The 24,517-nt window shown below is 60.6% G+C and carries 22 protein-coding genes; 4 read left to right on the forward strand and 18 right to left on the reverse strand.

The genetic code is table 11. The annotated features are described in order from the left end of the window. Window positions 1–203 precede the first annotated feature (203 nt). The 6 genes from AF71_RS22880 to AF71_RS22905 form a co-directional block, all read right to left on the reverse strand. Window positions 204–1,169 carry an ATP-binding cassette domain-containing protein gene (locus AF71_RS22880; RefSeq protein ID WP_169683264.1) on the reverse strand — a complete coding sequence of 322 codons (966 nt, stop codon included), beginning with the start codon at window positions 1,167–1,169 and terminating at the stop codon, window positions 204–206. Continuing rightward, entirely contained in the window at window positions 1,166–2,074 is a 909-nt protein-coding gene (locus tag AF71_RS22885; RefSeq protein ID WP_018858032.1) for an ABC transporter ATP-binding protein, read from the reverse strand. Before AF71_RS22885 ends, AF71_RS22880 begins: the two co-directional genes overlap by 4 nt. Beyond that, window positions 2,071–2,892 (reverse strand): ABC transporter permease, encoded by an 822-nt coding sequence (locus AF71_RS22890; protein WP_062369167.1) that lies wholly within the window; start codon window positions 2,890–2,892, stop codon window positions 2,071–2,073. Before AF71_RS22890 ends, AF71_RS22885 begins: the two co-directional genes overlap by 4 nt. A 4-nt stretch (window positions 2,893–2,896) precedes the next feature. Then, window positions 2,897–3,832: an ABC transporter permease gene (locus tag AF71_RS22895; protein WP_169683266.1), complete on the reverse strand. Its 936-nt coding sequence runs from the start codon at window positions 3,830–3,832 to the stop codon at window positions 2,897–2,899. Window positions 3,833–3,929: 97 nt separating this feature from the next. Then, complete coding sequence (locus AF71_RS22900) at window positions 3,930–5,522, reverse strand: ABC transporter substrate-binding protein (protein ID WP_169683269.1); 1,593 nt, start codon at window positions 5,520–5,522, stop codon at window positions 3,930–3,932. 64 nt (window positions 5,523–5,586) lie between these two features. After that, on the reverse strand, window positions 5,587–7,215 hold the full coding sequence (locus AF71_RS22905) for an amidohydrolase (RefSeq protein ID WP_169683271.1): 1,629 nt from the start codon (window positions 7,213–7,215) through the stop codon (window positions 5,587–5,589). Window positions 7,216–7,433: 218 nt separating this feature from the next. Here AF71_RS22905 and AF71_RS22910 point away from each other — a divergent pair, with 218 nt between their 5' ends. After that, the gene (locus AF71_RS22910; protein WP_169683273.1) at window positions 7,434–8,375 is read left to right on the forward strand and encodes a LysR family transcriptional regulator; all 942 of its coding nucleotides are present in this window, start codon (window positions 7,434–7,436) and stop codon (window positions 8,373–8,375) included. Window positions 8,376–8,399: 24 nt separating this feature from the next. Here the strand turns inward: AF71_RS22910 and AF71_RS22915 are convergent, their stop codons facing one another. The 3 genes from AF71_RS22915 to AF71_RS22925 are packed head-to-tail and all read right to left on the reverse strand — an operon-like array spanning window position 8,400 to window position 11,100. Further along, window positions 8,400–9,200, reverse strand: a complete 801-nt coding sequence (locus AF71_RS22915) for a M55 family metallopeptidase (protein ID WP_169683275.1) — start codon at window positions 9,198–9,200, stop codon at window positions 8,400–8,402. Continuing rightward, a complete protein-coding gene (locus AF71_RS22920) occupies window positions 9,197–10,234 on the reverse strand; it encodes a P1 family peptidase (protein ID WP_169683277.1) in 1,038 nt (345 codons plus the stop codon). The genes AF71_RS22915 and AF71_RS22920 overlap by 4 nt, the downstream gene beginning before the upstream one ends. Before the next feature lie 14 nt (window positions 10,235–10,248). After that, on the reverse strand, window positions 10,249–11,100 hold the full coding sequence (locus tag AF71_RS22925) for a D-amino-acid transaminase (RefSeq protein ID WP_169683279.1): 852 nt from the start codon (window positions 11,098–11,100) through the stop codon (window positions 10,249–10,251). A gap of 556 nt (window positions 11,101–11,656) precedes the next feature. On the opposite strand from AF71_RS22925, the gene AF71_RS22930 reads away from it, so the two are divergent. The 3 genes from AF71_RS22930 to AF71_RS22940 all read left to right on the forward strand — a co-directional run bounded on the left by AF71_RS22930 (window position 11,657) and on the right by AF71_RS22940 (window position 15,764). Beyond that, window positions 11,657–12,811 (forward strand): acyltransferase, encoded by a 1,155-nt coding sequence (locus AF71_RS22930; RefSeq protein ID WP_169683281.1) that lies wholly within the window; start codon window positions 11,657–11,659, stop codon window positions 12,809–12,811. Window positions 12,812–12,814: 3 nt separating this feature from the next. After that, complete coding sequence (locus tag AF71_RS22935) at window positions 12,815–13,918, forward strand: glycosyltransferase family 2 protein (protein ID WP_113489709.1); 1,104 nt, start codon at window positions 12,815–12,817, stop codon at window positions 13,916–13,918. A 61-nt stretch (window positions 13,919–13,979) separates the two neighbouring features. Beyond that, the gene (locus AF71_RS22940) at window positions 13,980–15,764 is read left to right on the forward strand and encodes an ABC transporter ATP-binding protein (protein ID WP_169683283.1); all 1,785 of its coding nucleotides are present in this window, start codon (window positions 13,980–13,982) and stop codon (window positions 15,762–15,764) included. A 110-nt stretch (window positions 15,765–15,874) separates the two neighbouring features. Here the strand turns inward: AF71_RS22940 and AF71_RS22945 are convergent, their stop codons facing one another. From AF71_RS22945 to AF71_RS22985, 9 genes are all read right to left on the reverse strand, one after another. Further along, window positions 15,875–17,152 carry a BatD family protein gene (locus tag AF71_RS22945; RefSeq protein ID WP_169683285.1) on the reverse strand — a complete coding sequence of 426 codons (1,278 nt, stop codon included), beginning with the start codon at window positions 17,150–17,152 and terminating at the stop codon, window positions 15,875–15,877. Beyond that, window positions 17,149–18,702: a VWA domain-containing protein gene (locus AF71_RS22950; protein ID WP_169683287.1), complete on the reverse strand. Its 1,554-nt coding sequence runs from the start codon at window positions 18,700–18,702 to the stop codon at window positions 17,149–17,151. Before AF71_RS22950 ends, AF71_RS22945 begins: the two co-directional genes overlap by 4 nt. Further along, window positions 18,699–19,688 (reverse strand): VWA domain-containing protein, encoded by a 990-nt coding sequence (locus tag AF71_RS22955; RefSeq protein ID WP_169683289.1) that lies wholly within the window; start codon window positions 19,686–19,688, stop codon window positions 18,699–18,701. Before AF71_RS22955 ends, AF71_RS22950 begins: the two co-directional genes overlap by 4 nt. After that, window positions 19,675–20,187: a DUF4381 domain-containing protein gene (locus AF71_RS22960; protein WP_169683291.1), complete on the reverse strand. Its 513-nt coding sequence runs from the start codon at window positions 20,185–20,187 to the stop codon at window positions 19,675–19,677. The genes AF71_RS22955 and AF71_RS22960 overlap by 14 nt, the downstream gene beginning before the upstream one ends. Then, on the reverse strand, window positions 20,187–21,143 hold the full coding sequence (locus AF71_RS22965) for a DUF58 domain-containing protein (RefSeq protein ID WP_169683293.1): 957 nt from the start codon (window positions 21,141–21,143) through the stop codon (window positions 20,187–20,189). The genes AF71_RS22960 and AF71_RS22965 overlap by 1 nt, the downstream gene beginning before the upstream one ends. After that, window positions 21,140–22,111 carry a MoxR family ATPase gene (locus tag AF71_RS22970; RefSeq protein ID WP_169683295.1) on the reverse strand — a complete coding sequence of 324 codons (972 nt, stop codon included), beginning with the start codon at window positions 22,109–22,111 and terminating at the stop codon, window positions 21,140–21,142. The genes AF71_RS22965 and AF71_RS22970 overlap by 4 nt, the downstream gene beginning before the upstream one ends. 248 nt (window positions 22,112–22,359) lie before the next feature. Further along, window positions 22,360–22,980, reverse strand: coding sequence for a YceI family protein (locus tag AF71_RS22975; protein ID WP_169683298.1), 621 nt, complete (start codon window positions 22,978–22,980; stop codon window positions 22,360–22,362). 43 nt (window positions 22,981–23,023) lie between these two features. Continuing rightward, on the reverse strand, window positions 23,024–23,869 hold the full coding sequence (locus AF71_RS22980) for an arylamine N-acetyltransferase (RefSeq protein ID WP_169683300.1): 846 nt from the start codon (window positions 23,867–23,869) through the stop codon (window positions 23,024–23,026). Between the two features lie 70 nt (window positions 23,870–23,939). Then, on the reverse strand, window positions 23,940–24,401 hold the full coding sequence (locus tag AF71_RS22985; RefSeq protein ID WP_018858010.1) for a cupin domain-containing protein: 462 nt from the start codon (window positions 24,399–24,401) through the stop codon (window positions 23,940–23,942). Window positions 24,402–24,517: the final 116 nt, after the last annotated feature.

Raw genomic sequence — 24,517 nt, forward strand, 5'->3', positions numbered from 1 at the left:
CCACTCTCGTTGTCCAGAAGCTTCGGCCCGCTCTGCGAATTCCCTTCGCAGGTACTGCCCGCGAACATTGCGAACGGCATATCGGCAGACTTGCTCAATGCGTCGACAGGGGCATGATGCCCCGCTCGAGAACGAGCCCCAACGCAATTATACAGTCGTCAATTCGGGGCCGCTTTTCCCGGAAATCAAACCATGAAATTCAATCAAGCCGCGACGGACAGCCTCACCCTGTGATTGTCGGCGATTTCGACCAGTTCCGACGGGGTCGGCGCGGCAAAGACATCCGGTGCCGGGCTCCCGTCCGATCCGAAACCGCGTCCGGCCGGGAGCTGGGCATCATGGAAGCGCTTCGCCTTCGGCTGCCCGCTCATGGCGATTTCGGGATCGGGAATGGCCCCTATAAGGCGGCGCGTATAGGGATGGGCCGGCGTCTCGAAGATCTGTCGCCACCCACCTTCCTCGACGACCTGGCCGAAGAACATCACCAGCACACGATCGCTCATGTGCTCCACGACGCTTAGGTCATGGCTGATCATCAAATAGGAAAGACCAAGCTTTTCTTGCAGATCCAGAAGAAGATTGATGATCTGCGCTCGGATCGAGACGTCGAGGGCCGATACCGGTTCGTCCAATACAACGATCTCGGGCTCGAGGATGAGTGCGCGGGCAATGCCGATGCGCTGGCGCTGCCCTCCCGAGAACTCGTGCGGGTAACGACTGGCCTGTTCCGGCTTCAACCCGACATCGATCAGCATCGCCTCGATCCTGTCGGAAATCTCCGATGCCGATTTGATGCCATGAAGGCGCAGGGGTGCGGCGAGCGAAGCCCTTATCGATTGGCGGGGATTCAGCGAGGCGTAAGGATCCTGAAATACCATCTGCACCGCCTTGGCGCGCTGCATGCGCCCCGGCGCACCAGGTCCGGTCAGCGGTTGACCCCGGTAGCGGATCGTTCCTGAGGTCGGTGCCTGCAGACCGAGGATCGACAGCGCCGTCGTGGACTTGCCGCAGCCTGATTCGCCAACGATCGACAGACACTCACCCTTGCCCAATTCGAAGCTGATGCCGTTTACGGCGTAAAGTGTCCGCCGTCCGGTTCCCAAAAGCCCGCCACCAGACACCGGAAAGCGCACATGCAGGTCGTCCACTTGCAGCAAAGACCCGGTCACGGTTTTCCTCCTTCGTCGCGGCGTGGCGCAATGAACCGCGTCTCGGTCAACTTCGAGCGATCGGCGATGATGCTGTCGATGTCTACCAGGCGCTGGCGTCCATGCAGGCTGCGACTCCCCAGCCGCGGCAGCGCTCCGAGAAGCCCGCGCGTGTATTCGTGCCTCGGATCGGAAAACAGCAGAGCGGTATCGTTCTCCTCCACCAGGCAACCGGCATACATCACTCCCACCCGCTGGCAAACACTGGCGATCACGCCGAGATCGTGGCTGATGAACAGGACCGCGGTGCCGCGCGCGGCGCAGAGTTCCTTGATCAACCGTAACACTTCGGCCTGAACGGTTACGTCCAACGCCGTTGTCGGCTCATCCGCGATCAAGAGGTCGGGATTGCAGGCGAGCGCCATGGCGATCATCACGCGCTGGCGCAAGCCGCCCGACATCTGGTGCGGATAGTTCGTGGCGCGTCGGTCCGGATTGGGGACGCGCACGCTTGCGAGCGCGTCGACGGCAAGTTTCATGGCTTCGCCCCAGTCCTTGCCCTGGTGCAGGACGAACATCTCGGCGATCTGGCGCCCGACCGTGGAGAGCGGATTGAGCGCCGTCATCGGCTCCTGGAAGATCATGGCGACGCGGTTTCCCCGTAGCCGCCTCATCTCCCGCTTCGGCAGGGCGAGCAGGTTCTGGCCCTTGAAGACGACTTCACCGCCCGAAACGCGCAAGGGCCTTTTCAGGAGACCCATCACGGCAAGCGACGTCACCGATTTGCCAGAACCGGATTCGCCCACGAGCCCATAGGCCTCACCCGGCATGATCTGGAACGAGACGCCCTTGAGGATTGGAAGAAGAGAGCGCCCGGCCGAAACATCGAGCTTGAGTTCCTTGATGTCGAGAAGCGGAGCGGTCATGGCGTGCGCGTCCTCATATGCGGATCGAGCCTGTCGCGCAGCCCATCGCCCAGAAGGTTGAAGCCAAGCACCGAGAGGAAGATGGCGAGCCCCGGAAACACCGCGACCCAGGGCGCGGTACGGATCAACTGGCGCGCATCCGTCAGCATCGAGCCCCAGCTCGGAAAGGGGGGCTGGACGCCAAGTCCGAGGAAGGAGAGAGCCGCCTCTGAAAGCACCGCCGAGCCCATGCCCAGCGTCGCCATGACAAGGATCGGACCCATCATGTTGGGCAGGATCTGCGTGAACATGATGCGCAGATCGCCGTAGCCAAGCGTCTGTGCCGCCTGGACGTATCCCTGAGACTTCAGCGACAGGGTGGAGGAGCGTGCAATGCGGCACGTCCAGCTCCAGTTCGTGAGCCCCAGGGCAATCAGAAGTGATGGCAGGCCCGGGCCAAGTACGGCCATGACCGCCAGCGCGAAGATCAAGGAGGGGATGGCAAGCATGACGTTTGTGAGACCGTTTACGAGATCGTCCCACCAGCCGCCCCAATAGCCGGCAGTCATGCCGAGCGTGCAGCCGATGATGGAGTTGATGACCTGCGAGACGATCCCGACGGTCAGCGAGATCTGCGCGCCAAAGAGGATGCGCGTAAAGACGTCGCGGCCCTGAGCGTCCGTACCAAACCAGAATGTGGCATCGGGCGGCAATTCGGCATTCATCAGATCGGCATTCAACACCGGATCGAACGGCGCGATCCAGGGAGCAAAGATGCCGGCGAGGATGACGAGCACCGTGAGAAGCGCGCCGAGGATGAAATTGAAACCAAAGCGCATCGCCTCACCCCTGCTTGATGCGCGGGTCGATCGCCGCGTAGATCAGGTCGACAAGGGTGTTGATGACGAGGAACCAGAGGACGATGACCAGGATCGTTCCCTGCACCGCGGGAATGTCGCGGATCGCCACGCTGTCCACCAGGAGCGAGCCGATGCCAGGCCAGGCGAAAAGTTTCTCGATCACCACGGCCTGCCCGATCAGCGAACCGAATTGCAGGCCGACCGTTGTCACGATCAGCACGAGAGCGTTGCGCATCACGTGCCAGCGCACGACCTTGGCTTCGCTCATGCCCTTCGAATGCGCGGTGCGAATGAAATCGGCGTTCAGCACGTCGAGAACCCCTGCCCGCGTGGTGCGTGCCAGAAGCGCCAGCGGCGTAACGCCGAGCGTGACGGCGGGCAGGATCAGGTTACGGAACGATCCGTCGCCATAGCCGAAGCTCGGCAGCCAGTTCAGATGAAGCGCAAAGACGTACATCATCAGGAGCCCGAGCCAGAACTGGGGCATCGAAAGACCCGAGACCGCGCCGATCATCGTCGTCGTGTCGAGAATCGATCCGGGACGGAGAGCGGCGAGAAAGCCGAGGGGCACGCCGACCACGACCGCGAACGCCATGGCGGCGAGCGCTAGTTCCAGCGAAGCCCACATGCGGTCGCCGATCAGATCGAGCACCGGCTGGCGGCTTCGAAAGCTGGTCCCGAGGTCGAGCCGCGCAAGGTCGGTGACGTATTTCACGAACCGCTCCGTCAGCGGCTTGTCGAGGCCGAATTCCTGGTTGAGGTGGGCAATCAGCTGTGGGTCAGCGGTGCGCTTGCCGTCGGCAAGAAGGCTGGAGGCAAAACTGCCCGGCACAACGCTGAAGATGACGAAGATCAACAACGCCACGACGATCACCGTCGGCACGATCTGCAGGACGCGGCGCAGAGTGAAGCGAAGCATGAACACACCCGATTTGGTCGCCCTTTAGAGAGGAGCGCGGCAATGCGAATTCGAGTGGCCGCGGGAAATCCCGCGACCACCGGCATGAACTCCCGGATTAACTGCGCGAGTCCGGCGCCGTGTCGTCGATCCAGATTTCATCGTAAGGCTGGATGGCCAGTTCCGTCGCATTCGGAACAAGCCCGTGGATCCACGGCTGGTATGCCATCACTGCCTTGTTGTAGTTGAAGAACCAGACCGGCGCTTCGTCCTGGATCAGGTTGTTCGCCTGGCGCAGCAGTTCGTTCTGCTTGGCCGGGTCGCGTTCCTGCTGCGCTGCCTCGTAGAGTTTGTCGAAATCGGCGTTCGAGAAGCTCTCGTAGTTGCAGGCCGACTGCGGCGTCTTGGAGTAGTAGCAGCGAAGCGCCTGCAGCGGATCCGGGCCTGAGAGGTTCGACCAGATGAAGGCCTGGAAGTTGTTCGACGTCACCGCATCGCCGAGTGCCGAGCTTTCGACCGGCTTCGGCTTCACCGTGATGCCGACCTTCTGCAGCATCGGCAGGACGGCTTCGACGATCGGCACGCCCCAGCTTTCGTTCGGGCTGGCGGTCACTTCGAAGGAGAAGCCTTTGGCGTAACCGGCTTCGGCGAGAAGCGCCTTGGCTTTTTCCGGATCATAGGCATAGGCAGGCTTTTCCTTGTCGAACGCCGGCGAGGAGAGCGGCAGCCAGCCGGAAGCCGGGTAGGCCTTGTTCTTGACCAGGCGCTCGACGATCAGCGGCGTGTTGATTGCGTAGTTGATGGCCTGACGCACCCGCTTGTCCTTGAACGGCTCGAAGGCCGGATTGAAGCCGATGTTGCGGGTGTAGACCTCGGCGACCTCCAGCAGGTGGTCCTTCAGGGCATCCTCACCCTGGTAAGCTTGATACTGGGTGGGCCCAAGGATCGACACGTCGATTTCCTTGTTGCGGAAGGCCACGTCGCGGGCGGAATCCTCACCCATCAGCACGATCTTCACGCGGTCGAGATAGGGCTTGCCCTTCTCGTAGTACTTGTCGAACTTCTCCACGACGACCTGCGAGCCAGGCGTGTATTCCTTGAAGGCGAAGGCGCCGAGACCGATCGGATTTTTGCCGAAAGTCGACTCGTCCGCGACGTTCGAGGGATAGATCACCGTCGTGTTCTGCATCAACGAAAAGCCGGGATTGATTGGCCCGGTATAGGTGACCTGAAGTGTGTGATCATCGACCTTCTTCAGGCCGCTGATGTCTTGCGCCTTGCCGGCGATATAGTCGTCGGCGCCCTTGATGATGGCGATGTAGCTGGCACCGGGGAACGCGTTCTTCGGGTTGCCGATGCGCTTGTAGCTGTAGATGATGTCATCGGCCGTCAGCGGCTTGCCGTTGTGAAAGACGGCGTTGTCGCGCAGATGATAGGTGTAGGTCGTCCCGTCCTCGGAAACATCAGCCGAGGTCGCCAATTCCAGAACCGGCTTGTTGTTGATCGAGTCCCAGCTGTACAGCGCCCGGTGAATGGCCTGGGTGATGAATTCTTCCTGCGTGTTGGGGCTCGACTGAACATCCAGCGTCGCGAAGCTGGAGCCATAAGGCGCGGTGAATACAAGTGTACCGCCATGACGCTCGCCATCCGCAAACGCCATGGTCGCGACGCCCAGGCTGAGCATCGCAGCGATTGAAAGTCTCTTCAGCATTTCGTTCTCCCTCTTTGTGCCGGGTTCCCTTTTCGGCATCGTGTCAGTCATTTTTTTGAGTGGCTCAGCCTCGCGCGTCGTGCACAACGCTGCCCGCCAGCAGCGTCAGCAGGCAGCGCGTATCCGACAGGATCGCCTCGGGCGATGCGGTGAGAAGATCATTGTCGAAGACCGCGATGTCAGCCCACTGACCAGCGACCAGCCGCCCCTTCACGTTTTCAGCCTTCTGCGAATGGGCACCGTATTCCGTGTAGGCCTGGAGCGCCTCCTCGCGACTAAGCTTCTCGGAGGCATCCATGACGGTGCCCTTGCCGGTCTGGCGGGTGATCATCGCGTAGAGGTCGGGGAAAGGATTGGGCGAGCAGACCGGTGAGTCGGAGCCGGTGGAGGGTTTGAGCCCCATGCGCGCCCACGTGCCGATTGGGTAGGACTTCACGCCACGCTCCTCGCCGAGGACGGAGATATAGCTGTCGCCGAAATCGTGAATGAAGGCCATCTGCGGCGCCGGCAGAATGCCCGCCGCTTTCATGCGCGCGTTTTGCTCCGGAGAGGGATAGCCGCAATGCTCCACACGGTGGCGACGATCCGGATCAGGATTGGCAGCAAGCGCCTTCTCATAAGCCGTGATCAACTGCTCGATGGCGCCGTCGCCGATTGCATGACAAGCCATTTGGTAGCCCCGGTCATGGCAGGACTGCACAATCTCCTCGACGACCGCGTCGGGCAGCATCTGCACGCCGAGGTTTTCCGGCTCGTCCTTGTAAGGCTTCGTCATCCAGGCCGTGCGTCCGCCGGCCGATCCATCAAGAAATATTTTCACCGCGCCAACGCGCAGCATGTCGTCGCCGGCGCCGGAGATGAGGCCCGCGCGCCAGCAATCCTCGACGATCGACACGCCGGGATCACCAAGAAGGGTCAGCCAGACGCGCACGGGCAAGCGACCCGCGATCTTGGCCATTTCATAGGCCTGAATTTCCGCAAAGCCGGAAAGCTGCCCGACGGCGGCGTCCATGCAGCTCGTAATGCCGAGGGACAAGAGATATTGCCCGGCGCGCTCGATCCCATCGATCAGTTCGGCGGTCGTGGCCGACGGGATCACGGCCTTGACGAGGTTCATGGCGTTCTCCGCCAGAAGGCCGTTCAGTTTGCCGTCCGTCAGGCCGATGACGCCGCCATCCGGCACCGGTGTCGCCTCGGTCACGCCTGCCAGCGTCAAAGCTTTCGAATTGGCGATCGCCACATGGCCACACGCCCGCGTCACCAGTACCGGATGATCCGGCGCAGCGAGATCAAGGTCCGCGCGTGTCGGATGCCGGCCCGTATCGAGCTTGACCTGATCATAGCCACGTGCGCGAACCCACTCGCCCTTCGGCGTCACCGCCGCGCGTTCGGCGATCTGGCGCATCAGCTCGGCGTGGGTGGGGGCCGCGGCAGGCGTCGCATCCACCCAGCCCATGACGATACCGGTCGAAATCAGGTGCAGATGGTTGTCGATCAGCCCGGGGCTGGCAAAACGGCCGTCCAGATCGATGACCTCGGTGCGCGATCCCTTAAGGCTCAGCATCTCTGCATCGCTGCCGGTTGCGAGAACCTTTCCCTGCCAGACGGCCACCGCCTCGCAGGATCCTTCCTCGCGACCGCACCATATGCGGCCGTTGTGAAGGATGAGATCGGCTTCAATTCTGACTGCCATTAACTGCTCCGTTGCCACGACCCGGACGAACCCGGCATTAAGGACAGGCGATGCGAAGCGCTCGCTCCGTCCATGAATTTCTGTCGTGTGACAAGGTGAAAGCTTGTGGCAGGCTTGGCCAATTCGGTTTTGGCACAACCTCATGCGAATTTGGCATATCTATTCAAGATGAATGACTTATGCTGAATTGGGCGAGGAGTATTGGGGAGGAGAATGGAATGGAAATCAAATGGCTGGAGGACTTCGTAACCCTTGCGGACACCTCCAGTTTCTCGAGAGCGGCTGAACTGCGCAACGTGACACAACCGGCCTTCAGCCGCCGAATCAAGCAGCTCGAGGGATGGCTGGGCGCGACCTTGATCAGCCGTGCGGCGATGCCTGCCGAGCTGACGCCGGCCGGCCGGAATTTCCTGCCCGTCGCACAGGAAACGATCCGGTCATGCTATGCGGCGCGAGAGGCCCTGCGTCCGTCACATGAACCCGGCCTCATTCGCTTCGCGGCACTGCACACGCTGACGGTTACATTCTTTCCGCAATGGTTAAGGGCGTTGGAGAAAGCAGGGGGAGCGTTCAACACCTCGCTGATACCGGACCGAGGTGGCATCGAGGCGAACCTGGATGCGCTCGTTGGCGACGAGGCCGATTTTTTCCTGACCTACGCCCATCCGGAGGTGCCATTCCATCTCGACCGCGGCAAATTCGCGTGGCTGACTGTCGCCCATGACCGGCTGATCCCCCTGGTGGCGCCGAACGTCATCGTTTCCGGTCACTCGCAAGCCGGAAGAAATTTGCTGGATCGGGCCGTCGAGCAGCAGCGGCTGGCAATCCCCTATCTCAGCTACGGCTTCAATTCCTTCTTCGGCGTAGCTCTCTCGCGTCTTCTGCTTCGCCGCCCGCCATTTCGTCGCCGGACGACACATGAGAATACGATCAGTGCCGGTTTGATGAACATGGCGCTTGCGGGAGCGGGCGTCTGCTGGCTGCCTGAAAGCCTCGCACGCGACGAGATGGAGTCAGGGCGCCTCGTCCCCGCCTCGAAGGACGAGGGGTGGAACCTCGATCTCGAAATCCGCCTCTACCGCCACGCGGCGAGCCGCAATCGCAAGGTCGACGAACTCTGGCGCATGTCCGGGCAATTGCTGGAGCGCGAGCCGGCCTGACGACCGGCTCACGAAACGGCAGGCTCAGACCTTCATGAAAACGAGTGCACGCAGGATTTCGGCAAAATCCGCATTGGCGAAAGCAACGGCGCGCGGACCATGGGCTCGTGCGCCCGGGTACCAGCCAGCACGATAGGCGTCGGTCGGATTGTTGAACTCGATCACCACTTCGTAGCGCTCGGCCCGGTCGGGGAGCGTCTGGCTGAAATCCGCCGACAGCGCGGACGCCACGCCCTCGCGGATAAGCCGGCGCGACCAAGCGGGCGAGATCGACGTGGAGGCACGGCCCTTTCCCTCAAGTGTCTCCACCGTGGACATACCGGGCACCATCGCGCGCGCTTCCGCGCACATGGCCGCGTCGCCGGACAGGAAGACGGAAGGCACCCCATATCCCGCCGCGCAGAGGGCGTTCACGGTGAATTCGGAAGCCACCTCACCGTTCAGGAGCAGGCGCGATATGCGCAGGTTGGACGTGTGAGCGAGCGGATTGGCCTCGCTGCCTGCCTTGGAATGGTAGCCGGTGTAGATCGCCGCCGCAAAACCGGCATCGAGACCGAACATCATCGCATCGGGATGCCCCGACCAGCCACGCACGATCCGGACATAGTCCGGCAACCGCTCGAGGATCAGGTTGCGCCCGCTGTCATGGGCATCCTTGATCACGACCTCGGTCGCTCCCGCAGCGCGGGCCCCGTCGCAGGCAGCAACGACCTCGGCAGTCATCAGTGCGCGGAACTCGTTCCAGTCGGCATGCGTGCGCTCGGCCTCGTCCCAATGAACGATACCTGCGGTACCTTCGATATCGGCAGAGATGAATACTTTCATTGCAGCGGGTTCTCCTGTAGCCAGTCGGCAAGGGCGGGATAAAGGCGGCCGTTGCGGCCGGGCGTTGCAGGCGCCATGCAGAGCGCGTTCAGTACCGCCTCCTGGGTGGTTTCAGCGGCAGCGCGGAAGGCAGTGTCGATGAACGCGTCGGAAAGCCGGTCCTGGGCCGTAATGGGTGACGCCGGTTCCTGATCGACCGGATCGGCGGTGGTGAAGCACAGGCAGATATCGCCGCTACCGTTGCCCCAGAAGGCACCGAGTCGCGCCAGCCCCGCACCGCCGCGTTTGGCGACGCGCTGCAGCTGGCGATCGCCGAGCGGCAAATCCGTCGCCATGACGACGATGACGGAGCCCCGCTCCGGGCTGGCTGGACGGCGAGGATCCGGACGGCGACCATCGGGCAGAATGAGATCGCCGGCAGCGCCGAAATTGGCAAGAACCAGTGTTCCCAAGGTGAAATCACGCTTCGCAACCCGCAGTCGCCGCGACGCGGTACCAATGCCAGCCTTGAAGCCGAACGCCGTCATGCCGGATCCGGCTCCGACCGCACCCTGCTCCACCTCACCCGTCCGTGCGTCGTCAAGCGCCGCACAGGCGTCGGCGGGCGTTACCGCCATGGCCTGGATGTCGCTGATGCTGCCGTCATTGCATTCGAAGACGAGGCCATTGACCGTCGAGGTCTTGCGCCCGATGGCCGGATTTGCCGCGATCGCACGGCGAATCAGCGCTTCGGTGCAGGCGGCCACACCAAACGTATTGGTCAGGAGAATCGGTGTCTCGATCGTGCCGAGTTCAGCGACCTGCATCAGTCCCGCCGACTTGCCGAAGCCGTTTATCACCTCGACCGCCGCACGCGGCTTCCTGCGAAAGATGTCGCCTGGATGAGGAACAATGGCGGTGACGCCCGTATGGATGCCTTCGGCGCGCAGCGAGCGGTGCCCAACCGCCACGCCAGGCACATCGGTAATGGCGTTTTCTGGCCCGGGAGCCATTACTCCCTCAAATATCAGTCCGAGTTCCCGCGCTGTTTTCATCTCTATTCTCTTGTCTATGCCAGAACGCCAGCCGCCTTCAGATAGAGCGTCTGGAGGTGACGCGTCATCGGGCCAGGCTTGCCGTCGCCGATCGACTTGTCGGCAATGCGCACGACCGGCATGACCAGATTTGAGGCTGAGGTCTGGAACGCCTCGGCGGCGCCCTGCGCTTCCTCGGGCGTAAAGGCACGCTCTTCGAAGAGCAATCCCTGTTCGGCACATAAACGTGCAACGGCGCGCTGCGTACAGCCCGGCAGCGTGGCACGGGAAGCCGGCCGGGTGAGGATTCGTCGATCCGCGGTGATGATATGCGCAGTCGAAGACGCGCCTTCCGTCACCAGTCCGTCCTCGACCAACCAGACATCGTCGAAGCCTCGCGCGCGTGCAGCCTGTTTGGCCATGACCTGTGCGAGCAGCATTGCCGTCTTGATGTCCCGCCTCTGCCAGCGCTGATCCGGAGCCAGGTCGACGGAGATTCCGTCGCGCTGCGCCACGGTTCCCGTAAGCCGCTTCGCCTGGGTGAAGCCGACGAGCTTCGGCTCCATCTTGTCGCTGTACAGAAAGTCGCGATCGGCCTCGCCGCGCGAAACCTGAAGATAGACGGTGCCGTGCTGCAGGTCATTGCGTTCGATCAGCTCCAACTGGATCGAGACGATGTGATCCAGAGACAAGGCCAGGGGAATGTCCATCTCCTTCAGAGAACGGGCGAACCGAGCCAGATGCAGATCGTTGTCAATCATCCGGCCATCGATCACGGCCGTGACCTCGTAGACCGCGTCGCCGAACAGGAAGCCGCGATCGAAAAGACTGATTCGCGCCTCCGCCTCGGGAACGAAAGACCCGTGAACAAAGACGATCCTGCTCATGCAACCCTCATTTCGACTGTTTGGCCCAGGCCGGCACATTGACGCGAACTTGGGCCGGCTGACCAATTCAATTTCGGCAAAGGGTCATGCAGAAATAGCCTCGCCTTTGGTTTGCAATATCGCGCCGCGATGAGGGCCCGACGACTTCTCCCCTCCCCGCAATGAGAGCGCAATTCACGCGCTCGTAGCGAGTACCGAATAGCTTTCGTGCATCTGGGCCAGCGGCTCGTCTGATGTCAGCTGGCAGTCGACTAGCCGTCATGTTCCGGGTGCCCGCGAGCGGCTTTGGAACCCGATCTGGGCTGCAGAATTGGAGGATCAGTGCCGACACGCGAAGCCCCGAGATCGAGGCAAACCTTGTCGCGGAGGCATCGGACCAAAGTCTGATCACACGCCAGGGTCACAGTTTGGCCCGATTTCGCCAGAATTTTCGCGCCTGCGTCGATACTTCAGTTCGTCTCGTCCGGGACGGCACAATCAGCAGCAATGCGAGCTGCAAGAATGCCATCGAGGAAGGCTCTCACAAGGAGCGAGTCCCGATCGGCCAAGGAGATCCATGTCTCGCGACCGGCAACTGGACGGACTTAGGACTCTCGCAGTCACAATGGTCCTCTATCACCACTTCTTTGCGGTCAATGGATCAGTCCTGGGCCATCTCGGCGTACGTCTGTTCTTCGTCCTCAGCGGCTTTCTGATAACCCGGCTCCTGCTAGACGCACGTTCCTTTGCCGACTACCAGCCGAGTGCGGCGCTGAAGGCATTCTACATTCGCCGCGCACTGCGCATATTTCCTCCTTACTTCGCGATGTTGGGCTTCATATGGTTTGTCAACCTTGAGGGCGCCCGGGGCAGCCTCAAGTGGCACGCGCTGTATCTGTCGAACTTCTGGTATGCGCTTCGAAACGAATGGACGCCCTGGGTGTTGTGTCACGCCTGGAGCTTGAGCATCGAGGAACAGTTCTATATCGCCTGGCCTCTGGTGATCCTGCTGGCTCCGCGCCGGCTGATTGCGCCTGTCTGCGTCGCCGTCATAGCATTCTCGCTGGCCTATCGCCTCTATTGGCCATTTACGGGCACACCGTCTCTGGCGCGGGACCTCCTTCCTCCGGCGTCCGTCGATGCGCTGGTGGCCGGCGCTCTGCTTGCCGTGTACCGCAGGAAAACCGAGGCTTGGCCCCGATGGATTGGGGTAAGTGTCGTGCCCTTAACCATAGCCTCGATCACGTTCCTGTGGTTGAAGTCGGTGTCCATGACACCGCCCCTGGAATGGGTGACATGGATCGGCGGGGAGGTGTTCCCCCTCATACCCCTCGTCATGCTGGTCGGATGCTGCTCATCGGGCATGCAGGGTGCATTCGGCCGGATGCTGGAACGACCGACGAGTACCGCGATCGGACGTATGAGTTACGGGGTCTACCTATTTCATCCAGTTGTGCTGTCGCTGGTCGTCAAGGCTCAGTCCTGGATCCCGGTCAATGTCTCAGAGCAGGGGCCCGGTCGTTTTGTGGTTGCGACCGCAGCGACATTGATGCTGGCTTCGATTTCCTGGCTGGCATTCGAGAGGCCGCTCAACCAGCTCAAGCGCTATTTCCCCTACGTCAGCTCCGCGAGGCCGAGCACGCCGTCGTCCCGGCCGAGCATTGCCGGCGAGCGGTATGAGGCTTCGGCCTATCGCCCGAGCTACGCCAACCCTGATGAACGTGGGAGCTGAAGGATGTCTGATCCACTGATCTCCGTCGTGCTGCCGGTCTATAACGGTGAACCCCATGTTGCCGCCGCACTCGAAAGCATTCTGCGCCAGGACTACACCCGCTTCGAGGTCATCGCTCTTGACGACGGATCGACCGATGGCTCGCTGGAGGTCCTCCAACGATATCAAAACGCCGACAATCGCATCCGGATCGTCTCGCGCGAAAATCGTGGGCTGATTGCGACGCTGAATGAGGGAATCGCCTTGGCGAAAGGCGATCTCATCGCCAGAATGGATGCGGACGATATTTCCTACCCGTCGCGCTTCTCGCGTCAGGTCGCGCTCTTTGCCCGACAGCCTCAGCTCGCCATCAGCGGCACCGGCATCGATCAGCTTCTCGGCAACCGGGTGGTCCGCGGCAGGCCAAATCCAATCTATCAGACCGGCGATTGGCACATCTTGTCGATGTTTTTTACCATCTTCTTGCATTCGACAGTGATGTACAACCGCAATGTCATTCCCGAAGATATGCTGGTGTACGATGCAGGCTATGTCCATGCCGAGGATTTCGATCTCTTCGGACGCATTGCACGGCAATTTCCAGCAGCGATGATCGATGAGAGCCTGGTCGCCTATCGTATTCATAGCGACAGCGTCTCAAGCAGGCACAAGCGGCAAATGCGGCGAACCCACTTGAAGATCGTGGCCGAGAACCTTGAACGACAGTCTCTCTGCGACGATCCCGGCGCCCTTCACGATATTGGTGCTGCCGTCACCCATGACACCGTGCGCCGCGCTGCGGATTGCATACTTACGATCGAAAGAAAAATCGCCGAGCAGGCAGGCCGCGCGTCCTCGAGCTATGCGCATGGAACCTTGTGCTTCTTCTATTTCCTCTATCAGCTCATTATCGATGAGCAGCGCCCGGAGCTGACACACGCCTTTCTCACGCAGACGGGAAAGTGGCGGCTCATCCGGCGTCGAGAGCGATACGGCCTTCTTTCCGCCGCTTATGCACCGTGGCTGTGCCGTTTCTCGGACGGTGCAACCCGGCGCATGGACCTCATGACGCGGTACTATCAATCGGTGCCCGCCAAGTCCGTACAGCCGCTTCAGGGGCTAGCATGATGGCCGGAAAGTATCGCGAATTCCCGCGCGCACGCGTTCATCACTCGCTGGGGTCACAGCCATGCTAGAGTTCGCCAAATTGAGCTTTCGTCTATTGCGTCAGGCACTCGGCCGGCAGGTCGGTCTGCTGGTGGTCGTCGTCATTTTGGGACTAAGCACCGCCGTTCTCGAAGGTACGGGCATCGGTCTCATCATCCCAATGCTCAGCATTATCGCCGGCGGGGAGGAACCATCGGGAATGGCGGGGCTCTCAGCGGTCTTTCAGCAAGTCGGTGCCGGGTTGGATGACCGGGCAAGGCTGATTGTGATTGCCGCCGCAATCCTCGGATTGATCACCCTGAAGAATGTGCTCGCCTTCGCCAACGCCGTGCTCACCAATTTGATCTACGGCAGGGCCGGCCATGCCATGCGAAGCTCTCTTGCCCGCCAGCTTTTGACGGTTGGATACTCATTCTTCCTCCAGCAAAGTCCGGGGCGACTGCTCAACATCATATCAAACGAGTCATGGCGTGCTTCGGACGCAATCCAGACTACACTTTCAGCGGTCGTAAACGCATCGGCTGTGGTCATTCTCCTCGCCTTTCTCCTGCTTCTTTCATGGCAGATGACGCTTGGCGTTGCACTTGGGCTGGTGGTGATCCAGGCCCTGCACGCGCTTCTCTCAGCCAGCCTCAGAGCCCCGAGCCGCAAAGTCACGTCGTTCAACGGTGAACTTGCCGCCAAGATGCTTCATCTCGTTCACGCCGGACGGCTTATCCGCGCCTTCGGACAGGAACAGCGGGAGAAAGCAGTCTTCGATACCTCGTCGGATGCGGTCAGAGAGGCTGGCTTCGATCTCCAATCCCGCCAGGCGGTATTGCCGCCACTGACAGAGGTGCTGCATTCGGCTCTCTTTTTGACTGTCGTCGTCAGCGCCTGGCTTTGGGGTATAAGCTTTCCTGTTATCGTGGCCTTCGTTGTCTTGCTCTATAGGCTCCAGCCGCATGTCCGTGCGCTGCAAATGGCATGGAGCGCCGTGCAAGGCTGGAGCGGGTCCCTGGAAGAGGTCAGATGGTTGCTGGATCCGTCCGACAAGCCGAACCCACCGGCAGGCGATGCTCCGGTTCAGGCCATCCGTCAGCACATCAAATTCGATGGCGTAACGTTCAAGTATCCGGGCTCCGGCTCGCGACCCGTCGTGCTGCGCGCTGCGACCTTCAATCTTCCCAAAGGTCGTTCAACCGCCATAATTGGACGGTCCGGCGCCGGAAAGACGACGATCGTCAATCTCCTATGTCGATTTGTCGAGCCTGACGGAGGAAACATTCTGGTCGACGGCACCCCACTCAATCAAATCGATCCGATGCAGTGGCGGGGGCAAATTGCGCTCGCCAGCCAGGATCTCGAGCTGATTGACGGCACCATTCTCGAAAATATCACCTATGGCCACAACGCTTCGCTTGAAGAGGTCAAGAACGCAGCCAGACTTGCTGAAGCGCACGAATTCATCGAGAAGCTGCCAGATGGATATGAGACCGTCGTCGGCTACCGGGGAGCCACCGTTTCGGCGGGACAGCGACAGCGCATCGCTCTGGCAAGGGCCCTGGTGCGCGATCCGGAAATCCTCATTCTGGACGAGGCCACGAATGCCATGGACGGACTGTCGGAGGCAGCGATTGTCGAAACCTTGAAATCAAGAGCCGGTCGGCGCACGACAATCGTCATCAGCCATCATCGCAGCACCATCTCGTTCTGCGACGAAGTCGTCATACTTCAAGATGGCCGCGTCAAGAACCAGACCTCCTTTGCCAAGATCGCGACCTTGAGCATGGACCAGCTCTACGAGCTTGAAACGGCTTCCTCTTAGGTGTTGGCGCATTCCCACCACCGGGGCCAGCAGGTCACCAGGAGCTCGCATTCCCCGATATCGTCGCCAGTGGACGGTCTCCACCAAAGGCGAACATCTATGGCTTCCGATCAAGGATTGAGCGGCGGAAGCACGGGGGACGCGTCCAGGCGCGCTGGTCGGCGGTAGTCAACGACTGCGGCCAGTCGCTCCCTGTCGATTTCAGCACGCCCGGATCGGAACAGCTTTTGAGAAAGAATGTCGACCTGGCGCTGTAGGTCGGCGGGGCCGAAACGAACCCATTCCTCCAGCGTGCCATTCCCCAGACTTCGGCTCCAGGTTTGGAGACCATTATAGATCTCTTGTTCGCTCCCCGAGCGGATGAGTTGGCGGAGCCGCTTCAAGCGGTAGCCGTGCGATGCCTGGTATTTCAGGCGCGCGTTCTGCCGCAGACTGTTGATCACCGGCCAAAAGCGCAAGACAGCCCACAACACTCCCATCGCCGCCAACAGCCCCAAGATTGCCAGCGCGACTTTCTGTCTGATGACGTGGGGCGCCTGGCGTCGTACGTCATCAAGTACAGGCTTGATCGGGGTAATGGCGACGGCGGGAGAGACGGCAACCGTTACCGACGGCAGCGAAGCGGATGTCTGCTCATGGCGCGCGACATCGAACCAATCATAGGAAACCGCAGGGATTGTAAACGACCCTTCCCTGTCCGCGGTATACACATAGGTTTCGGTTCGTCGGCTTGTCGTCTCGCGCCCGGCGGGGATGCCGTCTTCGATCTTCGGTTGCTTCTCGTATTGATGCAGCCCCGAAACGGTCCCGACCCCAACCGGGGGTATCATCATGGCTTGCGTGTTTTCCACCGTCACCGTGATTGTTCTGACGAGAGCATCGCCGACCTTGAGCGACGGGGCGCTCGGGTCGAAAGCCTGTTCGATCGTGAGATCGCTGGCTGCGAAGACAATCTTTTGCCCAGCGGCCCCGGATGCCTCTCCGGCGTTGAACGAAACCGAAGGCATTTTCACCGTTGCCTTTGTCGGCTTTCCATCGACCGAATAGCCCAACCCGATGTCGATCTCCGGCAGAACAAACTTTCCGGGCGCCTGCGGCACGACGGCATAGGATTTCCGGATTCCGGAATATTGAACGCCGTCGATGGTTTCACTGATGTTCTGCGTCCGCTCTTCTGGAAGAGTGACAAGAGCGTCTGGAACATCAAAAAGAGGAAACTGCGGAGGCGAGGTAAAGAAATCAGGCGCGAACACATCGACATCAACTCGCACCTGCTGCCCGGGCACTATGTTGCCGTTGTCTTCCACCGTGGCACGCGCGAAGGGTTCCGCTCCCCAGGCCAGGGCCGGTAAAAGCAAAAGGGAGACACCCGGCAGAAACTTCATCATGGCTTGGTCTCACCCGCCTCGATGGCAAATTTTCGCGCCATGAGATCGGCGGGGCTCACCTGAATGTTCTTCATCCACATCTCCGACGTCTGTTCGACGACCTGGACCTCGCCTGCCTTGCCCTTGTCGGCTTTCTTATCGAATTGAACGCTGTCGGGCTTTTCGTTCGGATCCTGCTGCTGCTCCTGCTCCTTCTCTTTCTGTATCTTCAGCAGTCGCTGCGCGAGTGCCAGGTTTCCTTGCGCGTCGGACCAGTCCTTCCGTTTTTCCAAGGCCTTTTGGTAGGCCGAAACCGCCTCTTCCAGATCGCCCAGATGAAAGAACGCGTTTCCCTGATTGTACCAGCTGTCCGCGCTGTCGATCGACGCAAACGCATCGATGGCATCCTGATAGTGGCCGGCACGATAGAGCGCCGTCCCCTTCCACATGGGATCGCGGAAGTGCGCGGAGGCCGATGCATAGTCTCCGCGCTCATACGCAAGACGGCCCTGCTGATCGGGCGTCAACCAAAGGTCCATGAACCCGGCTGCTCCCGCGGACGAAGGCTGCAGCAGATGAAAGCAGAGCCCGATCAATGCAAACTTGACCAGCCAGCCTCGCCGAAACGAAAGCGCTGATAGCGCAGCAGCCGGTGCGATGAACCACCATCCGACGTCGTGCCAGCGATCTCCCTGGGCTGTCGTTTGTTGAGCAAAATTCGTCCTTACGCGCTGTCCGACCCACCTGATGTCGGTGTCATCGTCCGTCATCGTCGCGACATCCGCTCCAGCGTCATTCGCGAACTTCTTCAGAGCTTCCACATCCAGCTTGGCATTGATCCGAGCGCCACCTGCGTCATTGACGAAGCTACCGTCGGAGCGCTTGACGACGCCACCCTCCGGGGTGCCGACACCGAGAACGACAATTGCGCTATGCAGCCCGTCGGACGCGACTGTCGCTCCCGCTTCGACGCCATCGGTAACAAGGAGGATCGTTCCGGGAGCTCCATCCCGCTGAAGCAGCCCATCCGCGAGTTTCAGGGCCGCAGGGGTATTCCTACCGGGCTTTGGCATAATGTTTGTGGCGAGGGCATCGGTATAGGTTTCGATGAGATCGGTGTCATCGGTCAGAGGGACCACCAGGTGCGCCGTACCGGCGTAGGCCACGACAGCAGTGCGTGCGCCATTCCGGCCAGCCAGAATGTCGTGGATCTTCAGCTTGACCCGTTCAAGCCTGCTGGGGGAGACGTCGATGGCGTCCATCGTCGGCGAAAGATCAATGACAATGACCAGGGAAGCCGTGTCGGCAACGAAGGGAGGGGCTTCGCGTTTCCAGGTCGGTCCGGCAGCGCCGAGCACCGCAATCGAAATCACGCCGGCCAACATCCAGGCTGGAAGATGCCGACGTTGGCCGTCGGGCTCGATCACGAGGCTGTCGAGCAAGTGCGGCGCGATCATGCCCTTCCAGCGATTGCGAATATCGCCTGAACGGGATGCCATCCAGACGATTGCCGGTGGCGCCAGAAGAGCGAGCAGCCACAGGGGGCGCAGGAAATGAAAATCGGAGATCATGCCGGCAATCTCCTGCGAACGAGGCTATACAATCCGGTTAGACCATACCAGGCGAGCATCGTGACGATCGCTCCGCCCAGCGGCCAGAAGAACAGCTCGGTTCGGGGGCGCCAGGAAAGCTGCTTTTGGTCCTCAGGCGTGATGCGATCAAGCTCGTCGTAAATCTCCTGAAGCTGGCTTTGATCACCCCCAAAGAAGTAGCGGCCTCCCGTATCAGTGGCGATCTTCTCGAGCGACGCGGTGTCGAGTTTGTCCTCTCCCGTTGCCGCGGGGTCGCCAATACCGACCGTGTGGATGACAATCTGCTTGCTTTTGGCGATGCCGGCAGCTTTGAGAGGCGGCATCTTGCTGGCTGTATCGTTTCCGTCGGTCAGCAATATCAGGACCTTTTGCGGCACCGTTGTCTTCTCAAACATTCGGATGGCGAGCCCAAGCGAATCCCCCATTGCCGTGCGCGGACCGGCAATGCCGGGCAAAAGGCTTTCCACGAGGTTTCTGACAAGGGCATGGTCCATCGTGAATGGAGCAAGGGGATACGGCGCGTCTCCGAAGGCGATCAGCCCGAGGCGATCCCCGGGTCGTCTGGAGACGAAATCGGCAACGACGGTTCGGACTGCCTCAACGCGCGCCTTTGACGTGCCGTCGGGCGCGGCGAAATCCCGCGTATCCATCGATTGCGACAGATCGAGCGCGAGCAGTATGTCTCGCTGCGGTTCGTTCTTCACGACCGGCGGTTCGACATATTGCGGCCGGGCCAGAGCGAGAACGATGAGGCACCAGGCGATCAGATCGACCGCGACCTGCATCCAGGACCTCTTCGGCACGACGGAGCCCTCGGTGGGCTCCACGCCGGCGGCGCGTGCGACCTCGTTGAAAAACGGAAGGCGGATCGAAGCGGACGTTTCACGATGCGGGGGCAACAACCACCACACGATCAGGGGAATCGGCAAGATCAGGAGCAGCCAGGGGATATCAAGCTGGTACATGGTGCCCCTCGATCCAGCGCCGAGCGTCACGAACAAGTTCGTCTGCAGCCTCTGTGGAAACCAGCGTAGCCGCCTGGTATTCAAGATCGTCAAAGAACCGCTGAAATGCTTCCCCATTCTTCATATTGCCATGCTCGACAAGAAACGCTGCCCAAGCCAGCCCGGAGGTCGCGGCAACATCCTTCCGCCGCCAAGCCGCCAGAGCTGTACGCTTGAGCAATTCACCAAGGTCGCGGAGTGCCCGCGCGCGTTTATCGGCGTCACGAACCGCGACCTCTATTGCCTCAAGGTGCTTCAAGGCTTCTCGGCGGTAGGCGTTTTTCCGCCACCGACGATAGGCGAGCGCGCACCACAGCAACATCGCAGAGAGCAGGAGCAGCGCGACAATCAGCCAGCCCCAGGTTTGAGGCATCCAGGAAACCGGCGCAGGGACCACGATGTCCTTCAGCGAACGAAGCGCCATTTCAGTGATGGGGTCGAGTTTGGGTTCGGAGTCCATCAGCGCCTCCGCTGACGCCAGGCGGATTGCTCAAGCAGGCTTCTGAGCTGTGGAGCGACCTCTTCTGCGGTGGAAATCGGAAGCATTGGAAGGCCGAGTTGCCGTTGCCATTCCCGCAGTTCGCGACCGCGATCACGGGCAAAGGTATCGATGGACTGGCGCACGCCGGCTTGCCTGAACGAGAGTTCGGCCTGCAGCGCACCGCCGCTCACCACGATATCCCCGGTTGTCGGCAATTCCAGCATGAACGGATCGTAGATCAGCAGGCAGATGACATCGTTGCGGCTGGAAAGCTCGAGAAGGAGCTGCCGCGTTGTGTCCCCATGGCCATCGTAGTCACTCACCACGACGAGGAGAAAATCGTGATGTGCGACGCCCGCGACCTGCCGGAGAACGTTGTCCAATGCCTCGGGTGATGGCACCCCCGCATAGGTGGACTTCAACATCCCGTTCTTTTCGGCGATCCTGTCCGCCAGCGCAATCACGGCATTCCGGCTGCGGTGCGGCTTGATCTCGCTGATGTCTTCATCATTAAACACGAAGCCGCCGACGCGGTCACCGGACCCCAATATGCGCCAGGCCGCGAGCATCGCCGCTTGCGCGGCTGCTACCGATTTCATCGCGAAGCGGCTGCCAAAGAACATGTTGATGCGCTGGTCCACGACAACAATTGCAGGACGCTCCTTTTCCTCGCCGTAGACCCTGACGACGGGCTTCCTCGTTCGGGCGGTGACGCGCCAATCGATCGCGCGGACGTCGTCACCGGGGAGGTACTCTCGCAGCTCTTCGAAAATCAAACCCCGGCCACGCACCGAGGACTGCATGCGCCCCGCAAGCTGCTGATGGCTACGCGCACGCTGTATGAAAGCCAGGTCGCGCGCGCGTCCCTCCAGGGCAACAAGTTCCTGGGTCGTGACATGTATGCCGTTCCCGATGCTCGGTGTCGGGGCCTTCATGAGACTGCCACCAATTCAGTGATGCGGTTGATCACCTCATCCGCGCTCGTATTAGAGGCATGCGCCTCATAGGACAGAATAAGGCGATGGCGCAGGACGTCGTTGACGACCGCCTTGACGTCGTCGGGCGTCACATAGTCGCGCCCCTTGAGCCAGGCATGCGATCGTGAAACCTTGTCTAGGCTGATGACGCCGCGCGGGCTCGCCCCGACATGCAACAGCTTGGCGAGATCCTTGTCGTAGCGATCCGGGTACCTCGTGGCTATCACCAGAGCGACGATATATTTCTCCACCGGCTCTGACACCGCAGTGGCACCGATTTCCTTCCGCGCGTCGAATATCGCCTGGGGGTTGAGTCTCGGGGCATCGGCGTGCTTGTCTTGCCCTGCATTCTCCTCGTCGCGATTGAGGCGCATGATTGCCGCCTCGGACGTCTCGTCGGGGTAGCCGACTTCGACATGCATCAGGAAGCGGTCAAGCTGAGCTTCCGGCAAGGGATAGGTGCCTTCCTGCTCGATAGGGTTCTGCGTTGCCATCACCATGAAAAGGTCGGGCAGCGGATAGCTTGTGCCGCCGACGGTTACCTGCCGCTCCTCCATCGCTTCCAAAAGCGCGGATTGGACCTTGGCTGGCGCGCGGTTTATCTCATCGGCGAGGATAAGGTTTGCGAAGATCGGTCCCTGCTGAAATTTGAACTCGCCCTTTCCACCTTCGGAAAAATACACCTCCGAACCCGTGATGTCGGCGGGAAGCAGATCGGGCGTGAACTGCACGCGTGACAACTCTGAATCGAGGTTCTTCGCCAGGCTCTTGATCGCTCGCGTCTTGGCAAGCCCCGGAAGACCTTCGACAAGCAGGTGCCCGTTTGCAAGGAGACCGATGATCAGCCGCTCGACCATTGTATTTTGACCAATGATGGATTGGCTGACCCGTTTGCCAAGCTCGAAAATGTCGTCACGCGCCGTCATTCAGACTTCCTCCGATATCCGGCGGCAAGGGAGCTGACCTCAGCCCATCACCGTCTGTATCGAGTTTTGCCTTCAATTCCTCGCGACTGAAGTACGCAACGGTAAATCCACTGAAACTGCGCGTAACATCCCGCCCTTCTGCAAGTGGAATTTGCCGTTGGTTCGGGCATGACAATATCCATGCGTTGCAGAGCGGCGGGTTAAATGATCCGAATTCGGCCGAACCCGTTCCGCCGGCAATGGGCCGATCACTGGAACTCGTAATCGGCGGGAACCATTTGAGTCTCGATGACCAATGTTACTTCGTCGCTCAGCTCCGGAATGGAGAAGTCCAGTCCCCATTCGCTGCGCCGAATGCTGCCGGTCGCCGAGAACCCGACCTTCGGAATTCCCATCATCGGGTGCTTCGCCATCGAACCATTGAAGATGACGTCGAGGGTTGCCGGGTGCGTTTGGCCGCGAAAGGTTAGAAGCCCTTCGACGCTCCCAGACTTGTCGCCCGTCACGCGGATCGCCCTTGAGACGAAAGTGATCGGCTTGCCAGCGAGGAACATTTCGTCACCGCCGATCTTCGCGTCGAAGTCGACCCGTTCCGGCCAGGGATAATCGGTGCGAACTGAAAGCGGGTCGATCTTGACCGAAAGCGCGGATGTCTCCGGCTTCTCAGGATTCCATTCAAGCCGCGCGTCGACCTTTGTGAAGCGCGCGGTGTAGTGGGACAGGCCAAAATGGCTGAACGACCAATTGACGCTCGAATGCGAGGGGTCGGTCTTGTAGGCTCCCGCGGGAGCCGGCTCACCGGAGTCCGCGGCAACGGAGAATGCCGTGTTCAGGGCGAGACCGATACAGAATGCCGTTATTCGAAGCATGGATATTTCCTTGAAGTCCATAGTGCTGAAATGCGCGGTCTGTTCAGGCCGCCTTGTTGTGACCAATCGCCTGGATCTTCTCCCAGACCCGTCCGAGGTGGGGAACGTCGAGGTCGAAAAAGGCTTCGAACGTGTCCGCGAGATGGTCCGCGCTTGTGATGCGCAGCTCGCGAACGCTGTTCGGCGTTACGCTGCGCAAGCGATCGTTCTGCAGGGCGACATAGCCGTCCGCGGTATGACGCAGAACGGCAAGCGCATTTGTGAACGGCGACCCCGGGTCCTGCATCAACCAGGCATGCGTGGCGGCCATGGCCGCCTCGTCGCTGTGGTCCGCCCGGAAATCGAAGCTGGACGCTATACCCCGCATGTGATTGTTGAAGCGCAACCAGCCGTCATCTGTCGGCATGATCGAAAAATCGAAACCGCGCTGGCTGATGGGTCCGACAGCAAGTGGAACGGGTTCGATGATGGCGTCGGCCACGCCCACTTCGGCGAGATAAGGTCGATGAAGATCGACCCGTAGCGTCAGGTGATTGCCGATCGCGATGTTCCCCAGCTTTTCACGGTCGACGCCGCCGCAAAGGCGGGTCACTCGAAAGCCGAGTGCATCGAGAGCCGCACCGAAGAGGCCATTCATCTCGTAGCACCAACCGCCGCGCCTTCCTTCCACCATTTTGGCGAAAGCCGATCTTGGTGTTATCGAGGACGGCCACTCCATGAAGGCATCCAGCGCTTCCCATGTGAATGTCATGAGGTGGGCGCGATGCAGTCTCGACAGGCCCTGAAGGTCGAGAGAAATAGGCCGGGAGACCCCGATCTTGGCAAGATAGGCATCCAGCTGATCGGCTGTCAGCGTCATTTCGTTTTCGTTTGAAGGCGCGCGTGTCATCCTTCGGTCTCCTTTCGATGGACCGTTATTGAATTCTCGATGCTGTATTTCAGGGTGGCTTGTCGCCGGATCAGGCGACCTTGCGGCCTTCGACGGGCAGGAAGGTCAGGCCGAAATCCATCGCGACAGAGGCGATTTGCTCGGGCGTTTCGGGCTTGCAAAGCTCGATGATCGGAAAGAAATTCTCGAACCCGCCGGGCGTCACAACGACCATGATATGGCCTTCGCTTTCGCCGACATTCCGGAAGCGGTGCGGAACGCCGCGTGGCAGCGCGATGCAGCCGCCTTCCGTCAGTTCGACATAGTCACCGGCACACCAGAAACCGAAGCGGCCAGACAGGACACGGAAGAACTCATCCTCGCGCTCGTGCATATGAAGCGGCGGACCTTCTCCGGGCGGCACGGTGGCCTCAAACATACCGAACGAACCGCCGGTGTTGGCCGCCATCATGCGTATGACATGCTTGCCGAACGCCATTGCGGGCGTTCCATGGTTCGGCGGCGATACCGCCGCATGCGTAAACTTCTCCATCATTCACTCCAGGCTTCAGCCGTTTCGGTTGCGACTATTTCGTGCACGGACGGGTTCGGATGCCGTGCCGGTCCGATATGCCGGCATGATCTCGGCCTTTGCAGCTTCGGTGGCAT

Source organism: Rhizobium sp. 57MFTsu3.2, assembly GCF_012932765.1.
Classification (GTDB): domain Bacteria; phylum Pseudomonadota; class Alphaproteobacteria; order Rhizobiales; family Rhizobiaceae; genus Rhizobium; species Rhizobium altiplani.

What these genes read in the sequence shown, in the direction of transcription:
- AF71_RS22885 (WP_018858032.1), bottom strand. Translation starts at nt 2,074, where the DNA reads ATGACCGCTCCGCTTCTCGACATCAAGGAACTCAAGCTCGATGTTTCG.
- AF71_RS22890 (WP_062369167.1), bottom strand. Translation starts at nt 2,892, where the DNA reads ATGCGCTTTGGTTTCAATTTCATCCTCGGCGCGCTTCTCACGGTGCTC.
- AF71_RS22895 (WP_169683266.1), bottom strand. Translation starts at nt 3,832, where the DNA reads ATGCTTCGCTTCACTCTGCGCCGCGTCCTGCAGATCGTGCCGACGGTG.
- AF71_RS22900 (WP_169683269.1), bottom strand. Translation starts at nt 5,522, where the DNA reads ATGCTGAAGAGACTTTCAATCGCTGCGATGCTCAGCCTGGGCGTCGCG.
- AF71_RS22905 (WP_169683271.1), bottom strand. Translation starts at nt 7,215, where the DNA reads ATGGCAGTCAGAATTGAAGCCGATCTCATCCTTCACAACGGCCGCATA.
- AF71_RS22910 (WP_169683273.1), top strand. Translation starts at nt 7,434, where the DNA reads ATGGAAATCAAATGGCTGGAGGACTTCGTAACCCTTGCGGACACCTCC.
- AF71_RS22915 (WP_169683275.1), bottom strand. Translation starts at nt 9,200, where the DNA reads ATGAAAGTATTCATCTCTGCCGATATCGAAGGTACCGCAGGTATCGTT.
- AF71_RS22920 (WP_169683277.1), bottom strand. Translation starts at nt 10,234, where the DNA reads ATGAAAACAGCGCGGGAACTCGGACTGATATTTGAGGGAGTAATGGCT.
- AF71_RS22925 (WP_169683279.1), bottom strand. Translation starts at nt 11,100, where the DNA reads ATGAGCAGGATCGTCTTTGTTCACGGGTCTTTCGTTCCCGAGGCGGAG.
- AF71_RS22930 (WP_169683281.1), top strand. Translation starts at nt 11,657, where the DNA reads ATGTCTCGCGACCGGCAACTGGACGGACTTAGGACTCTCGCAGTCACA.
- AF71_RS22935 (WP_113489709.1), top strand. Translation starts at nt 12,815, where the DNA reads ATGTCTGATCCACTGATCTCCGTCGTGCTGCCGGTCTATAACGGTGAA.
- AF71_RS22940 (WP_169683283.1), top strand. Translation starts at nt 13,980, where the DNA reads ATGCTAGAGTTCGCCAAATTGAGCTTTCGTCTATTGCGTCAGGCACTC.
- AF71_RS22945 (WP_169683285.1), bottom strand. Translation starts at nt 17,152, where the DNA reads ATGATGAAGTTTCTGCCGGGTGTCTCCCTTTTGCTTTTACCGGCCCTG.
- AF71_RS22950 (WP_169683287.1), bottom strand. Translation starts at nt 18,702, where the DNA reads ATGATCTCCGATTTTCATTTCCTGCGCCCCCTGTGGCTGCTCGCTCTT.
- AF71_RS22955 (WP_169683289.1), bottom strand. Translation starts at nt 19,688, where the DNA reads ATGTACCAGCTTGATATCCCCTGGCTGCTCCTGATCTTGCCGATTCCC.
- AF71_RS22960 (WP_169683291.1), bottom strand. Translation starts at nt 20,187, where the DNA reads ATGGACTCCGAACCCAAACTCGACCCCATCACTGAAATGGCGCTTCGT.
- AF71_RS22965 (WP_169683293.1), bottom strand. Translation starts at nt 21,143, where the DNA reads ATGAAGGCCCCGACACCGAGCATCGGGAACGGCATACATGTCACGACC.
- AF71_RS22970 (WP_169683295.1), bottom strand. Translation starts at nt 22,111, where the DNA reads ATGACGGCGCGTGACGACATTTTCGAGCTTGGCAAACGGGTCAGCCAA.
- AF71_RS22975 (WP_169683298.1), bottom strand. Translation starts at nt 22,980, where the DNA reads ATGCTTCGAATAACGGCATTCTGTATCGGTCTCGCCCTGAACACGGCA.
- AF71_RS22980 (WP_169683300.1), bottom strand. Translation starts at nt 23,869, where the DNA reads ATGACACGCGCGCCTTCAAACGAAAACGAAATGACGCTGACAGCCGAT.
- AF71_RS22985 (WP_018858010.1), bottom strand. Translation starts at nt 24,401, where the DNA reads ATGGAGAAGTTTACGCATGCGGCGGTATCGCCGCCGAACCATGGAACG.